The 13191-nt window shown below is 65.0% G+C and carries 13 protein-coding genes; 4 read left to right on the top strand and 9 right to left on the bottom strand.

Annotated elements, in window-relative coordinates; translation table 11 throughout:
• Positions 1 to 6: 6 nt before the first annotated feature.
• The 4 genes from LPJ38_RS24565 to LPJ38_RS24550 form a co-directional block, all read right to left on the bottom strand.
• Entirely contained in the window at positions 7 to 780 is a 774-nt protein-coding gene (locus LPJ38_RS24565; protein ID WP_145633655.1) for a MetQ/NlpA family ABC transporter substrate-binding protein, read from the bottom strand.
• 28 nt (positions 781 to 808) lie between these two features.
• Positions 809 to 1474 (bottom strand): methionine ABC transporter permease, encoded by a 666-nt coding sequence (locus LPJ38_RS24560; RefSeq protein WP_145633653.1) that lies wholly within the window; start codon positions 1472 to 1474, stop codon positions 809 to 811.
• A complete protein-coding gene (locus tag LPJ38_RS24555; RefSeq protein WP_208750549.1) occupies positions 1464 to 2603 on the bottom strand; it encodes a methionine ABC transporter ATP-binding protein in 1140 nt (379 codons plus the stop codon). Before LPJ38_RS24555 ends, LPJ38_RS24560 begins: the two co-directional genes overlap by 11 nt.
• Positions 2604 to 2838: 235 nt before the next feature.
• Positions 2839 to 3645, bottom strand: a complete 807-nt coding sequence (locus LPJ38_RS24550) for an enoyl-CoA hydratase/isomerase family protein (protein ID WP_145633647.1) — start codon at positions 3643 to 3645, stop codon at positions 2839 to 2841.
• Positions 3646 to 3766: 121 nt separating this feature from the next.
• Here LPJ38_RS24550 and nthA point away from each other — a divergent pair, with 121 nt between their 5' ends.
• From nthA to LPJ38_RS24535, 3 genes are read left to right on the top strand one after another with little or no spacing between them, the layout of a single operon-like run.
• Entirely contained in the window at positions 3767 to 4399 is a 633-nt protein-coding gene (gene nthA, locus LPJ38_RS24545) for a nitrile hydratase subunit alpha (RefSeq protein ID WP_145633644.1), read from the top strand.
• Positions 4396 to 5055: a nitrile hydratase subunit beta gene (nthB, locus tag LPJ38_RS24540; RefSeq protein ID WP_145633641.1), complete on the top strand. Its 660-nt coding sequence runs from the start codon at positions 4396 to 4398 to the stop codon at positions 5053 to 5055. The genes nthA and nthB overlap by 4 nt, the downstream gene beginning before the upstream one ends.
• Positions 5055 to 5432: a nitrile hydratase accessory protein gene (locus LPJ38_RS24535; protein ID WP_167520480.1), complete on the top strand. Its 378-nt coding sequence runs from the start codon at positions 5055 to 5057 to the stop codon at positions 5430 to 5432. Before nthB ends, LPJ38_RS24535 begins: the two co-directional genes overlap by 1 nt.
• Positions 5433 to 5591: 159 nt before the next feature.
• Here the strand turns inward: LPJ38_RS24535 and queC are convergent, their stop codons facing one another.
• Positions 5592 to 6308, bottom strand: a complete 717-nt coding sequence (queC, locus tag LPJ38_RS24530) for a 7-cyano-7-deazaguanine synthase QueC (protein WP_145633635.1) — start codon at positions 6306 to 6308, stop codon at positions 5592 to 5594.
• 126 nt (positions 6309 to 6434) lie between these two features.
• Between queC and mazG the strand changes: the two genes are divergently transcribed.
• A complete protein-coding gene (gene mazG, locus LPJ38_RS24525; RefSeq protein WP_145633632.1) occupies positions 6435 to 7289 on the top strand; it encodes a nucleoside triphosphate pyrophosphohydrolase in 855 nt (284 codons plus the stop codon).
• A gap of 37 nt (positions 7290 to 7326) precedes the next feature.
• On the opposite strand, the gene hflX is transcribed toward mazG, so the two are convergent.
• From hflX to LPJ38_RS24505, 4 genes are all read right to left on the bottom strand, one after another.
• Entirely contained in the window at positions 7327 to 8712 is a 1386-nt protein-coding gene (gene hflX, locus LPJ38_RS24520; protein WP_167520479.1) for a GTPase HflX, read from the bottom strand.
• 11 nt (positions 8713 to 8723) lie between these two features.
• A complete protein-coding gene (hfq, locus tag LPJ38_RS24515; RefSeq protein WP_007591126.1) occupies positions 8724 to 8972 on the bottom strand; it encodes an RNA chaperone Hfq in 249 nt (82 codons plus the stop codon).
• A gap of 311 nt (positions 8973 to 9283) precedes the next feature.
• Positions 9284 to 10654 carry a nitrogen assimilation response regulator NtrX gene (gene ntrX / locus LPJ38_RS24510; protein WP_060736040.1) on the bottom strand — a complete coding sequence of 457 codons (1371 nt, stop codon included), beginning with the start codon at positions 10652 to 10654 and terminating at the stop codon, positions 9284 to 9286.
• Between the two features lie 17 nt (positions 10655 to 10671).
• On the bottom strand, positions 10672 to 13050 hold the full coding sequence (locus tag LPJ38_RS24505; RefSeq protein WP_145633627.1) for a sensor histidine kinase NtrY-like: 2379 nt from the start codon (positions 13048 to 13050) through the stop codon (positions 10672 to 10674).
• Positions 13051 to 13191: the final 141 nt, after the last annotated feature.

Here is a 13191-nt window from a genome sequence, read left to right as displayed (position 1 = left end):
TCGCCTTTACCAGGTCGGCAGGTAGGTCCCCTTGAAGCGCGTCTCCAGAAACGCCTTCACGGGATCGGAGTGGTAGACTGCGATCAGCTGCTTCACCCACGGCTTGTCCTTGTCCTCTTCGCGGACAGCGAGGATGTTGACCCAGGGGCCGTCCGGGTTTTCGCGCGCGATCGCGTCGGTCGCCGGATTGAGACCGGCCTGCACGGCGTAATTGTTGTTGATCGAGACGAGGTCGACGTCCTGCAGCGCGCGCGGAAGCTGGGCGGCATCGAGCTCGACGAAGCGCAGCTTCTTCGGGTTGTCGGTGATGTCAGCGATGGTCGAGGAGACGTTGTTCGGGTCCTTCAGCTTGATCACGCCGTGCAGCGCCAGGATCATCAGGCCGCGGGCGCCGTTGGACGGGTCGTTGGCGATGGCGACGCGGGCGCCTTCGGGCAGGTCCGCGAGCTTCTTGTACTTCTGCGAATAAACGCCCTGCGGCGAGCCGATCGTGTTGGCGACCTTGACGATCTTCCAGCCTGTCTTGGAGATCTGGTTCTTCAGGTACGGCTCGTGCTGGAACGAGTTGGCCTCGAGATCCCTAAGCGCCAGCGCCTGGTTCGGAATCACGTAGTCGGTGAACTCGACCACCTTGATGTCGATGCCGCGCTCGGCTCCGACCTTCTTCACGACGTCGAGGATCTCGGCATGCGGGCCGGCGGTCACGCCGACGCGGATGGTTTCGGCGTGGGCATTGGCCGCAAGCAAGGCTGCAGCCGCAAGGGTTGCGATGAAACGCATTGATGTCTCCAGTTTCGAAAAATTCGGTTCAGCGATGCCGCAGCCGGCGGTTGACCCGGCGCGCCAGATAATCGCCCGCGCTCTGCACGATCTGCACCAGCGCGATCAGCACGACCACGACGGCCAGCATCATTTCCGGCATGAAGCGCTGATAGCCATAGCGGATGCCGAGGTCGCCGAGCCCGCCGCCTCCGACGGCGCCGACCATCGCGGAATAGCCGAGCAGGCTGACCACGGCGAGCGTCAGCGCCAGCAGCAGGCCCGGCAGGGCCTCCGGGATCAACACCTTGAGCACGATCTGGATCGGAGAGGCGCCGAATGAGGACGCGGTCTCGATCAGGCCGCCATCGACCTCGCGGATCGCCGCCTCGACCAGGCGCGCGATGAACGGCGTCGATGCAATGACCAGGGGTACGATCGCCGCCGTCGAGCCGATCGAGGTGCCGGCAATCAGCCGCGTGAACGGGATGATGGCGACGACCAGGATGATGAAGGGCGTGGACCGCGTGGCATTGACGACGATGCCCAGCACGCGATTGACGAAGGGAGCCGCAAACAGCTCGCCCTTGCGGCTGGTGGCGAGAAAGACGCCGAGCGGCAGGCCGAAGGTGGTGCCGAGCAGCGCCGCGATACCGACCATGTACAGGCTTTCGCCGGTGGCCTGGACGATCAAATTGATGAGTTCAGGCGACATGGCCGAGACGCTCCGCCGAGAATTGATATTGAGAGAGCCAGGCGAGCGTGCGCGTCACCGCGTCCTCGCCGCCGGGAATGCCAAGAACGAGCGAGCCGACGTGCTGGCCGCCGATCTCGTCGATGCGCGCCGCGAGCAGCGCGATGTCGAGGCCAAGCTTACGGGCGAGCCGCGCCACCACCGTGTCGCCGGCCCCTTCCCCGCGCACCTGAATGCGGATCACGGTCTGCCCGCCCACGACGGGCTCCGGCACGATTCGGCTTGCCAGCGAGACCGGCAGGCTGTCGCCAATCACTTCGGCGAGGAAAGACTGGGTGATCGGGTGCTTCGGATGGGTGAAGATGTCGGCGACATGGCCGCTCTCGACCACGCGGCCGGCATCGAGCACGACAACCTCCTTCGCAAGCTGGCGCACCACGGACATTTCGTGGGTGATTAGCACGATGGTTACCCCCAGCTCACGGTTGATGTTCGCGAGCAGATCGAGGATCGCGCGCGTGGTCTGCGGATCGAGCGCCGAGGTCGCCTCGTCCGACAGCAGCACGCTCGGCCGCGTCGCCAGCGCCCGCGCGATGCCGACGCGCTGCTTCTGGCCGCCCGAGAGTTCCGAGGGATAACGATCATGCTTGTCGGCGATGCCGACGAGCGCGAGCAGCTCGGCGACGCGCGTCTTGATGTCGGCTCTGGACCAGCCGGCGATCTCGAGCGGCAGCGCGATGTTGTCGGCGGCGGTGCGCGACGACAGCAGGTTGAAATGCTGGAAGATCATGCCGATCGAGCGCTGCGCCAGGCGCAGCTCGCGGCCCGCCAGAGCCGAGATATCGCGGCCGTCGACGATGACGCGGCCCGTGGTCGGCTTCTCCAGCCCGTTGATCAACCGGACGAAGCTCGATTTGCCTGCGCCCGAGCGGCCGATCACGCCGGTGATGGAACCGCGCGGTATGGCAAAGTCGATATTCTGTAGCGCGTTGACGCCGGGCTTGCCGCGGTAGGCGGGATAGGTCTTTGAGATCCCGTCGAAACGGACCATCGCGTCCGGTTCCGGCGCGACAGGTGAAATAGGTTCAGGCGGCGCAATCGGCTGTCCGACGGCAAGCGATTGGTGAGCGTTCATGGAGACGGCCTTCATGCACAATAGTTCTCTCGGCTGCCCGGAAGGCAAACCAGAGCCCGTCGCATCGGCGACTGGGAAGTGGAACAACAGCAAACCGCCTCAAGCGAGCGACGCGCTGCACCGCAGCACGCACCATTGCCTTTTCCAGTCTTTCTTGCAATTTCAGATATTTGCAGGGAGATGGACGAAGTTTTCCCAATCGCCCCCAGCTCAAGAAAATTCATCTGCCCGACTTCGACAACGCCGTGGGCTACCGCCCCTTGAACCGCGGCTTGCGGCGCGTCAGGAAAGCCTCGACGCCCTCCTTGTGGTCCTCGCTGAAGCCAGCGAGCGCGAACTGATCGACGTCCATGTGGCTGGCGAGGTCGTCCAGCGCATGCGTCAGCCGGTTGACGGTGAGCTTGGTCATGGCCACCGAGAGCGGCGGCTGCGCGGCGACCTTGCGGGCGAGATCCATCGCGGCCTCGAAGGCATGGCCGGGATCGACCACCTGCTCCACCAGCCGCCATTCATAGGCTTCATCCGCGCTGATGCGCTGATCGGCCAGGATCACCGCCTGCTTGGTGCGCGCCGGACCCATCAGATGCAGCATGCGTGGGATGCTCTGCCAGCTCATGTTCATGCCGAGCCCGATCTCGGGCACGCGCAGATGCGCATTGCGTCCCATGACGCGGAAGTCGAGCGCCACCGCCAGCGCGACTCCGCCGCCGACGCAAAAGCCCTCGATCGCCGCGATCGTGATCTGCTCCATCTCTTGCCAGGCGTGCGTCAGGCGCGGCCCAAGCTTGAGATGCCGCCGCAGCGCGCCGAGATCCATCTCCTTGCGCGAGCGCCCTTCGGCGTCCTTGAGGTCGAAGCCGGCGCTGAATGCACCCGAGCTGCCGGTCAGGACCACGACCGATGTCTCGGCGTCGTCCTCGAAGCTGCGCGCCGCTGCGGTCAGCTGCCGCATCGCCTCAGGTGATAGCGCGTTGATGCCGTCGCCGCGATCGAACCGCACCACCGCAATCCGTCCCTCGGGCCCGAGGCCCTTCTCGATCTTCACGTAGTCCGTCACCAGTGTCTCCTCATCGCTTTTGCGGCGATGCTAACCTACAACCGACCTCACGAATATGGGACCCGGACGCGCCGCAACGCGTACTCGACAGGTCCGGGCCATTGCGCCTATCTTCGCCGTCATGAGCCACGATCACGACCATCATCATCACGATCACGATCATTCCGAGCTGTCGGACACCGAGCTGCGCGTGCGCGCGCTCGAGACGATCCTGACCGAAAAAGGCTATGTCGAGCCGGCCGCGCTCGACGCCATCATCCAGGCCTACGAGACCAAGATCGGCCCGCACAACGGCGCGCGCGTCGTCGCGAAAGCGTGGACCGATCCGGCGTTCAAGCGGGCGCTACTGGAGGACGGCAGCAAGGCGATCGGCACGCTCGGCCATGTCAGCCGCGTCGGCGACCACCTCGTCGTGGTCGAGAATACGCCGGAGCGCCACAACATGGTCGTGTGCACGCTGTGCTCCTGCTACCCCTGGGAAATGCTCGGACTGCCGCCGGTCTGGTACAAGGCCGCACCCTACCGCTCACGCGCGGTCAAGGACCCGCGGGGCGTGCTCGCCGATTTCGGCGTCACCGTGCCGAAGGACATCGAAATCCGGGTGTGGGATTCCACGGCCGAGACGCGCTTCCTGGTGCTGCCGATGCGCCCCGCAGGCACGGAGGGCTGGAGCGAGGAGCAGCTCGCCGAGCTGGTCACGCGGGATTCCATGATCGGCACCGGTTTCCCGAAGACGCCGGGAGCGCCATCGTGAACGGCGTGCACGACATGGGCGGCATGGATGGGTTCGGCAAAGTCGAGCCCGAGCCGAACGAGCCGATGTTCCACGAGGAGTGGGAGTCCCGCGTTCTGGCCATGGTGCGTGCGATGGGCGCGGCCGGCGCCTTCAACATCGACACCTCGCGCTTCTATCGCGAGACGCTGCCGCCGCACGTCTATCTGTCGAGCTCCTATTACAAGAAATGGTTCCTCGGGCTCGAGGAGATGCTGATCGAGAAGGGCTATCTCACGCGCGAGGAGGTCGCCGCCGGCCATGCGATGCAGCCGGGAAAGGCGCTCAAGCACGGCAAGTTCGATCGCGCCAATGTCGAGCGCATCATGGTGCGCGGCCAGTTCGCCCGCCCTGCCCCGGCCCCGGCGAAATTCAACATCGGCGATCGCGTGCGTGCCAGGAACATTCATCCGGCCACGCATACGCGGCTGCCGCGCTATGTCCGCGGCCATGTCGGCGTGGTCGAGCTCAACCATGGCTGTCACGTATTTCCCGACACCGCGGCGGTGGAGCTCGGCGAGAACCCGCAATGGCTCTACACGGTCGTGTTTGAGGGCCGTGATCTCTGGGGTGAGGATGGCGATCCGACCTTGAAGGTCTCGATCGACGCGTTCGAGCCCTACCTGGACCCGGCGTGATGAGTGGGAGCGCTGCTGCGGCTGCGACCGCCGCCATTCCCAGCATTCCGCGCGATGACGACGGCCCGGTGTTCCGCGCGCCCTGGGAGGCCCACGCGTTCGCAATGGCGCTGACGCTGCACGAACGCGGCGTGTTCACCTGGCCGGAATGGGCCGCCGCCTTGGCCGACGAGATCAAGCGCGCGCAAGCCGCGGGCGACCCTGACACCGGCGAGACCTACTATCTGCACTGGCTCGCCACGCTGGAAGGCCTCGTCGCTCGCAAGGGCGTCGCCTCCAAGGAGACCCTGCACCGCTACCGCGACGCATGGGACCACGCCGCCGATCGCACGCCCCACGGCAAGCCGATCGAGCTGCGGGACGAGGATTTTGCTTGATAACCACCTGCGCGTTGCGGGCACCGTTTCCCCAAACACTGCTGTCATCACCCGCGAAGGCGGGTGATCCAGTATTCCAGAGACGTTTGTGAGATACGGAGAAGCCGCGGCGTACTGGATTCCCCGCGTTCGCGGGGAATGACAGCGGAGATCGGAGCGCTATTTGCGTTCCGCCACGAACTCCCGCCACCCCTTCGCCCGCAGGCTGCAGGCCGGGCACTCGCCGCAGCCATAGCCCCAATCATGCTGCGCGCCGCGCTCACCGAGATAGCAGGTGTGCGACTGCTCGCGGATGAGGTCGACCAGTCCCTCTCCGCCGAGGTCCTGCGCCAGTTTCCAGGTCGCGGCCTTGTCGATCCACATCAAGGGCGTATGCAGCGCGAACGTCCTGGCCATTCCGAGCGAGAGCGCCGCCTGCATGGCGCGGATGGTGTCGTCGCGGCAATCGGGATAGCCGGAATAATCGGTCTCGCACATGCCGCCGACGATGTGGGTGATGCCGCGTCGATACGCCAGCGCCGCGGCGAAGGTCAGGAACACCAGGTTGCGACCGGGCACGAAGGTGTTGGGCAGGCCGTCGGCGCCCATCGCGATCGCGACGTCGCGGGTCAGCGCCGTTTCGGAGACGGCGGCCAGCGTCGGGATCGACAGCGTATGGCTTTCGCCGAGCTTTTCAGCCCAATCCTCGCGAAGGCTCTTGATGCCGTCGACAAGGCGGTCGCGGCAGGCGAGCTCGATGGCATGGCGCTGGCCATATTCGAACCCCAGCGTCTCCACTCGCGCGAAGCGGCTGAGCGCCCAGGCGAGGCAGGTGGTGGAATCCTGGCCGCCGGAGAACAGCACCAGCGCGGTCTCTGATGAAAATGCGTCGTTCATGGCCCGCGCTTTAGCACCGTGGGGGCGGCCCGCCAATCGGTGGAAACCGGACTGTTCCGCACAGCTAGGCTGGGATCGACGGCCCGCTTTTGGCATAAGGCTGGAGCCCCAGGAGAACGGCCCGCAATGACCCCTTCCCGCGATATTTCCCGCCTGATCGAGATCATGGCGGCGCTGCGCACGCCGGTGACCGGCTGCCCCTGGGACCTCGAGCAGAATTTTGCGACGATCGCGCCCTACACGATCGAGGAAGCCTATGAGGTGGTGGACGCCATCACCCGCGGCGATCTCGACGATCTCAGAGAGGAGCTCGGCGACCTGCTGCTCCAGGTCGTGTTCCACGCCCAGATGGCCTCCGAGCAGAACGCCTTTGCGTTCGGCGACGTGGTCGACGCCATCACCCGGAAGATGATCCGGCGCCATCCGCACGTCTTCGCCGACAAGGACGGAAATCTCGCCTCGCATCACGTCAAGGAAGTCTGGGACCGCATCAAGGCCGAGGAAAAGGCCGAGCGTGCCGCGCGCCGGCCGCCGGAGGAAGCGCCATCCCACAAATCGCTGCTGTCAGGCGTGAAGGCAGGCCAGCCCGCGCTCACCCGCGCCATGGAGCTGCAGCGGAAGGCCTCCACCGTCGGCTTCGACTGGAACGACCCGCGCGCGGTCTTGCAAAAAATCCGCGAGGAAGCCGACGAGATCGAGGCCGCACTTGATCGCAACGACAAGCAGGAGCTTGCCGAAGAAACCGGCGACCTGATGTTCGCGCTGGTCAACCTCGCCCGCCATGTCGATGCCGATCCGGAAGCGGCATTGCGCGCGACCAACGCCAAGTTCGAGCGGCGGTTTGCCTATATCGAGCGCGCGCTGGAGGCCAAGGGTCGCACACTCGAACAGGCGTCGCTGGAAGAGATGGACGCGCTCTGGAATGCAGCGAAGGGTGATGAGAAGCGGGCGGCAGAGGGGCGCTGGGAAGCTCGCCGATAACTCTGCTGTCGTCCCGGCCTTCGTTGGACGGCAGCCGCTATGTTTCCGACAGATGCGGCACCGCATCAAACCTCGACACCACGATGTCCCGCTTGGTCTCGTCCACTCGCACGGTCATGTCGAAGCGGCCGTCGTGCAGCTCTTTCGCCAGCACCTCGGAATTTCGATGCAGCCAGCTGATGCCGGCGCCGTCGGCGGCGTCGATGGAGAGATCGAGCGTGGTGCGCTTGGCCGCTAACCGCTCCTCGATTGCGGCAAGCAGCGCGCCGATGCCCTCGCCCGTGACGGCGGAGACCAGCATCGCCGGGTGATCTTCCGGCCGGCGTGCGGCAATGTTCAGAAGCTCTTCGCGTTGTTCGGCGTCATAACGGTCGATCTTGTTCCAGACCTCGATGATGCGACCGGAATCGTCGGGATTGATGCCGAGCTGGCGCAGCACGGCGTCGACGTCGCTTTGCTGCGCCTCGGCATCCTCATGGGAGATGTCGCGCACATGCAGGATGACGTCAGCCTCCAGCACCTCCTCCAGCGTGGCGCGGAAGGCGGCGACGAGCTGGGTCGGCAAATTGGAGATGAAGCCGACCGTGTCCGACAGCATCGCCTTGCCGCCATGCGGCAAAGTGAGTGCGCGCAAGGTCGGATCGAGCGTGGCGAACAGCATGTCGGCGGCCTGCACGTCGGCGCGCGTCAGGCGGTTGAACAGCGTCGACTTGCCGGCATTGGTGTAGCCCACCAGCGCAACGACGCGATACGGCACACGCTGGCGTCCGGCACGATGCAGACGTCGAGTCGCCTGCACCTTCTTCAGCTCGCCCTCGAGCTTGGAGATGCGCTCCTGGATCAGGCGGCGATCGGCCTCGATCTGCGTCTCGCCGGGACCGCCCATGAAGCCGAAGCCGCCGCGCTGGCGTTCGAGGTGGGTCCATGACCGCACCAGGCGCGAGCGCTGGTAGTTGAGATGCGCGAGCTCGACCTGGAGCGAGCCTTCCCTGGTCTTGGCGCGGCGGCCGAAGATTTCCAGGATGAGCCCGGTGCGATCGAGCACCTTGGCATGCAGCTCCTTCTCGAGATTGCGCTGCTGGATCGGCGCCAGCGCGCAATCCATCACGACGAGCTCGACCTCGAGACTCTTGATGAGCCCGGCCATCTCCTCGACCTTGCCCTTGCCGATATAGGTGGCGGGCCGGATCTGGCTGATTGGTGCGATGATCGCGTCCGCGATGACGAGATCGATCGCGCGCGCGAGACCTGCGGCTTCATCGAGCCGGGCCTCGGCGTCGCGCAAGACGTAACTCTCCGATTGCGCATCGGAACTTGCCGCGCGCACTCGCAAGTAGGGGCCGATGACCAGCACCCGCCCCGTCTGCTTAGCCCCAGCCGACCGCGGACGGTCGGCATCCCCGTCGAAATTCCGGGGTTCCAATCAGATCACTCTCAAGCCGGCTGATCCTCGCCGCCTTCGAACAACTGGATCGGTGCACCCGGCATGATGGTCGAGATCGCATGCTTGTAGACGAGCTGCGAATGACCGTCGCGCCGAAGCAGCAAACAGAAATTGTCGAACCAGGTCACGATGCCCTGGAGCTTCACTCCGTTGACCAGAAAGATCGTCAGTGGCGTTTTGGTTTTGCGAACGTGATTAAGGAAGGTGTCCTGTAGGTTTTGTGCGCGGTCTGCCGCCATTTTTTTTCTCGCTTTGAGTTTCTTGTTATTGCGCCGGTTGCGCCCCTGTTTTGGTTGTGCGGGGCCTTTCCCGGTTGCTGTTCCTCATGAGATCCCCCTCGGAAGGAACGACTGAATGATTAGAGGACAGGTGAGCTTATTAGGCAAGCCGCTTCACGCGGCAGCCCACGCCGTATTGCCCCGAAAGACTACGGAAATCGATGATTTCCCTCACTTATCTCGCAGGTATGGCCCGGAATGTCGCGGCGCCGGCATCTCGTCGTCATGCGTCCGCTGTATGCGGACCGGTATCCAATCCGCTCGGAATTGCTTCAGCCGACACCGAGCGCTTTCAGCTTCCGGTGCAGTGCCGAACGTTCCATGCCAACAAACTCGGCCGTACGAGAAATATTTCCTGAGAACCGGCTGATCTGTGCAATCAAATAGTCGCGCTCGAACACTTCGCGCGCCTCGCGCAGCGGCAGGCCCATAATGTGCTCGCCATTGTTGCTGGTGGGCATGGCCGGCACCATGGATCCGACGTCCTGCGGCAACATGTCGGCGGTGATGATGACCTCAGGCCCGCCCGCGGCCAGAATCATGACTCTTTCAACGTTGTTTCGGAGCTGGCGCACATTGCCCGGCCAGACATGCGATTGCAGCACCGCCATCGCGTCCTGTCCGATCTGGCGCTTCGGCAGGCCGCTGCCGGCCGAGATCTGCTCCATGAAGTAGTCGATCAGCTCCGGAATGTCCTCCCGCCGCTCCGAGAGCGCGGGCACGCGGATCGGCACCACCGAAAGGCGATGATAGAGATCCTCGCGGAAATGGCCGGCCGCGATCTCCTCTTCGAGGTTGCGCGCGGTGGAGGAGATGATGCGGACGTCGACCTGCACCTTGGAGGTGCCGCCGACGCGCTGGAACGACTGCTCGACCAGAACGCGCAGGATCTTGTTCTGGGTTTCGCGCGGCATGTCAGCGATCTCGTCGATGAACAGCGTGCCGCCATGGGCCTCCTCGAGCGCGCCGGGCTTGCGCGGCTGTTCGCCGTTGGATTGCTCGACGCCGAACAGCTCATGCTCCATCCGCTCCGGCGTGATCGCCGCGGCGTTGATGACGACGAAGGGGCCGTCGGCGCGGCCCGAGGCCGTGTGCAGCGTGCGTGCCGTCAGCTCCTTGCCGGCGCCGGCGGGACCGACGATCAGGATGCGGCTGTTGGCCTTGGCTGCGCGCTCGATGGTCTGGCGCAGCTGGTTCATGCTGGGCGAACGGCCGACGAGCTGGCTGGCGCTCGGCGCGAGCTGCTTCAGCTCCTTGACCTCGCGCTTGAGCCGCGAGTTCTCCAGCGCTCTCGTCGCGACCAGGATCAGCCGGTCGGCCTTGAACGGCTTCTCGATGAAGTCGTAGGCGCCGCGCTTGATCGCGGCGACCGCGGTCTCGATGTTGCCGTGGCCGGAGATCATCACGACCGGCAGATCGGCGTTGTCCTTCTTGACCTGCTCCAGCAGCTGCAAGCCGTCGAGCTTGGAGCCCTGGAGCCAGATGTCCAGGAACACCAGATGCGGCCTGCGGTTGGCGATCTCGGCGAGTGCCGAATCGCTGTCGCGTGCAGTCCTAGTGACGAAGCCCTCGTCTTCGAGAATACCCGCAACGAGATCCCGAATATCGGCCTCATCATCGACAATCAGAATTTCACTTGCCATCGGTTGCGCCCGCCTTGTCAGCTGCCTGTTGAGGCTTCGATTTTCGTTGAATCATTGGTCTTTTCAGCCGGCTCTTTGGTTTCGGCGGCCGGCTCTTTTGTTGCCAGATCCTGACTGGATTGCTTGACGTCCGGCCTGGCCGCGTCTTGGGCCGCCGACGTCGCTCCGTCGGATTTCGCGGGTTGCCCGGAGATCGCAAAGCGCATCCGCATCCATGCGCCGCGCTGGCCTTCGCGGAAGTCGGCGGCGTCCTTCAGTTCGATGCGTCCGCCATGGTCCTCCAGCACGCGGCCGACGATTGCAAGGCCGAGGCCGGTCCCTTTGGCGCGCGTCGTGACATAGGGCTCGAGCAGGCGCGAGCGCGCCACCTTGGGCAGGCCGATGCCGTTGTCGATGACGTCGATCAGCACGTCATCGCCCTCGCGCGACACCACGACGTCGATACGGCCTTTTCCGAGTTCTTCGGGCGGCACCTGCTCGATAGCCTCGGTGGCGTTCTTGACGATGTTGGTGACGGCCTGGGAAATCAGCCGCCGGTCGAACTGCGCCCGTAGCGGGTCCTGCTTGAACTCGACCTCGATGTCGATTTCGGGGTGGGCGACCTTCATCAGGAACACGGCCTGTCGCACCGTGTCGGCGACGTCCTCGCCCTCCATCACCGGCTTCGGCATCCGCGCGAACCGCGAGAATTCGTCGACCATGCGCCTGATGTCGTCGACCTGGCGCACGATGGTGTCGGTGCACTGGTCGAAGATCTGCTTGTCCTTGTCCTCGGTGATGGTCCTGCCGAACTTGCGGCGGATGCGCTCGGCCGAGAGCTGGATCGGCGTCAGCGGATTCTTGATTTCGTGGGCGATGCGCCGCGCCACGTCGCCCCAGGCCGAGGTGCGCTGCGCCGAGACCAGCTCGGTGATGTCGTCGAGCGTGATGATGTAGCTGTCGTGCGGCTGGTTCTTCTCGGCGCTGACGCGGACCGACAGATTGCGTTCCTGCCCGTCGCGGTTGATCGTGATCTGGCCCTGCACCAGCCGCTGGGTCCCTTCCCGCGCCGTCTTCATCATCTCGTCGAGCTCGGGCAGGACGTCGGACAGCGGATGGCCGAGCGTCTCGGCCTCGGAGTGTCCGATCAGCTTCTCGGCCGAGCGGTTGAGGATGCCGACGCTGCCCGACGCGTCGACGCCGATGATGCCGGCGCTCGCCGAGGACAGCACGGCCTCGATGAAGCGGCGGCGGCTGTCGATGAGATCGCTGGCGTTGACGAGCTCGTCGCGCTGGCTGCGCAATTCCTGCGTCATCTTGTTGAAGGTCTCGCCGAGTTGGGCGAGGTCGCCTTCCGACTGATACACGGGCACCTTGACGTGCAGATCGCCGGTCGAGACCGTGTGGGCCGCGTTCATCAGCCGCCGGATCGGTGAGACCAGCGAGTTGGCGAAGTTGAGGCCGATCAGCACCGAGGCCATCAGGATGGTCAGCGCGATCACCGCGAACATCAGCGCAAAGGCGACCTGGATGCCGAGCCGGCGCGACTCGATCTGGGCGTATTCCGCGACGCTGACCTCGGTCTGCTTGAGCTGGTTGACGACGTTCGGATCGAGTGGCCGCGCGACATAGAGGAACGTGTCGTTGAAGGCGCGCAGGCGGATCACAGCGGCGACGAAGCTCGCATCCGGCAGCACCGCGATCTCGGGCTCGTTCTCGTTGACGTTGCTGAGGAAGTCAGGCGCCGGCGGCGAATAAGCGAGCCGCATGCCGGTGTCGGCGGACTCCAGGATGTTGGTGTTCTTGTCGATGATCATCGCACCGGGCAGATTGCGCGAGCCGGCGCTGGCGGTCAGCATCTCCCGGAACGAGCGGCGGTCCTGGTCGTAGAGCGGCCGGGCGTGCGCGATGTCGTTGGCCATGCCGAGAATGTCGCCGCGGATCAGCTGCGCATGGTCCTGCATGTAGGCCCGCGCGATTGTCAGCGAGTTCTGGATCACCTCCCTGGTCGGCCCGGAGAACAGCCGGTCGAGGCCGCGCTCGATGGTGACGTTGGCGACGACCGACACCAGCACGGCCGGCAGCACCGCCACGATCGAGAACAGGCTGACGATCTGGACATGGAGCCGGGCTGCCGCCCTGCCCCGGCGCCGCGCCAGGATCAGCTGCCAGAGCTCCCGGACAATGATCCCGACCAGGAGCAGGATGGTCGCGGCGTTGATCAGGTAGAACGAGCGGACCACCTCCGGCGTCGGCTCGATCTTGGTGAGGCCGGTCAGGACCAGGAAGGTCACAAAAGCCGACCCCAGTGCCAAGGCCACGGCAACGGGCGCCAGCCAGCGCCGCAGCGACCAGCGCCTGGGCTCTTCGGCTGGGGCCGTGTCAAAGGATGCGGCCGAGGTATCTGCGCTGGTCATTCCGGCAATGGGGGTGCTGAAAACGGGTCCGCAGACGCGCGGATACTGATGTATTCGTACCACATTGTTGCCGAATTGCGACAATTCCGCGGCGTCTGCCCCGCGCGGAGCGGCGCGATCCACAGGCACATGCCACTTGAT

Origin of the sequence: Bradyrhizobium daqingense (genome assembly GCF_021044685.1) — a bacterium.
GTDB lineage: Bacteria > Pseudomonadota > Alphaproteobacteria > Rhizobiales > Xanthobacteraceae > Bradyrhizobium > Bradyrhizobium daqingense.
Note: the sequence above shows the minus strand (reverse complement) of the source record. Positions and strands in the feature narration are given on the sequence as shown.

Excerpts from the sequence above, each read along its gene's own strand:
- hfq (WP_007591126.1), bottom strand. The coding sequence starts at position 8,972 with ATGGCGGCAGACCGCGCACAAAACCTACAGGACACCTTCCTTAATCAC.
- LPJ38_RS24555 (WP_208750549.1), bottom strand. The coding sequence starts at position 2,603 with ATGAAGGCCGTCTCCATGAACGCTCACCAATCGCTTGCCGTCGGACAG.
- nthA (WP_145633644.1), top strand. The coding sequence starts at position 3,767 with ATGAGCCACGATCACGACCATCATCATCACGATCACGATCATTCCGAG.
- LPJ38_RS24560 (WP_145633653.1), bottom strand. The coding sequence starts at position 1,474 with ATGTCGCCTGAACTCATCAATTTGATCGTCCAGGCCACCGGCGAAAGC.
- LPJ38_RS24565 (WP_145633655.1), bottom strand. The coding sequence starts at position 780 with ATGCGTTTCATCGCAACCCTTGCGGCTGCAGCCTTGCTTGCGGCCAAT.
- LPJ38_RS24505 (WP_145633627.1), bottom strand. The coding sequence starts at position 13,050 with ATGACCAGCGCAGATACCTCGGCCGCATCCTTTGACACGGCCCCAGCC.
- mazG (WP_145633632.1), top strand. The coding sequence starts at position 6,435 with ATGACCCCTTCCCGCGATATTTCCCGCCTGATCGAGATCATGGCGGCG.
- LPJ38_RS24535 (WP_167520480.1), top strand. The coding sequence starts at position 5,055 with ATGAGTGGGAGCGCTGCTGCGGCTGCGACCGCCGCCATTCCCAGCATT.
- queC (WP_145633635.1), bottom strand. The coding sequence starts at position 6,308 with ATGAACGACGCATTTTCATCAGAGACCGCGCTGGTGCTGTTCTCCGGC.
- ntrX (WP_060736040.1), bottom strand. The coding sequence starts at position 10,654 with ATGGCAAGTGAAATTCTGATTGTCGATGATGAGGCCGATATTCGGGAT.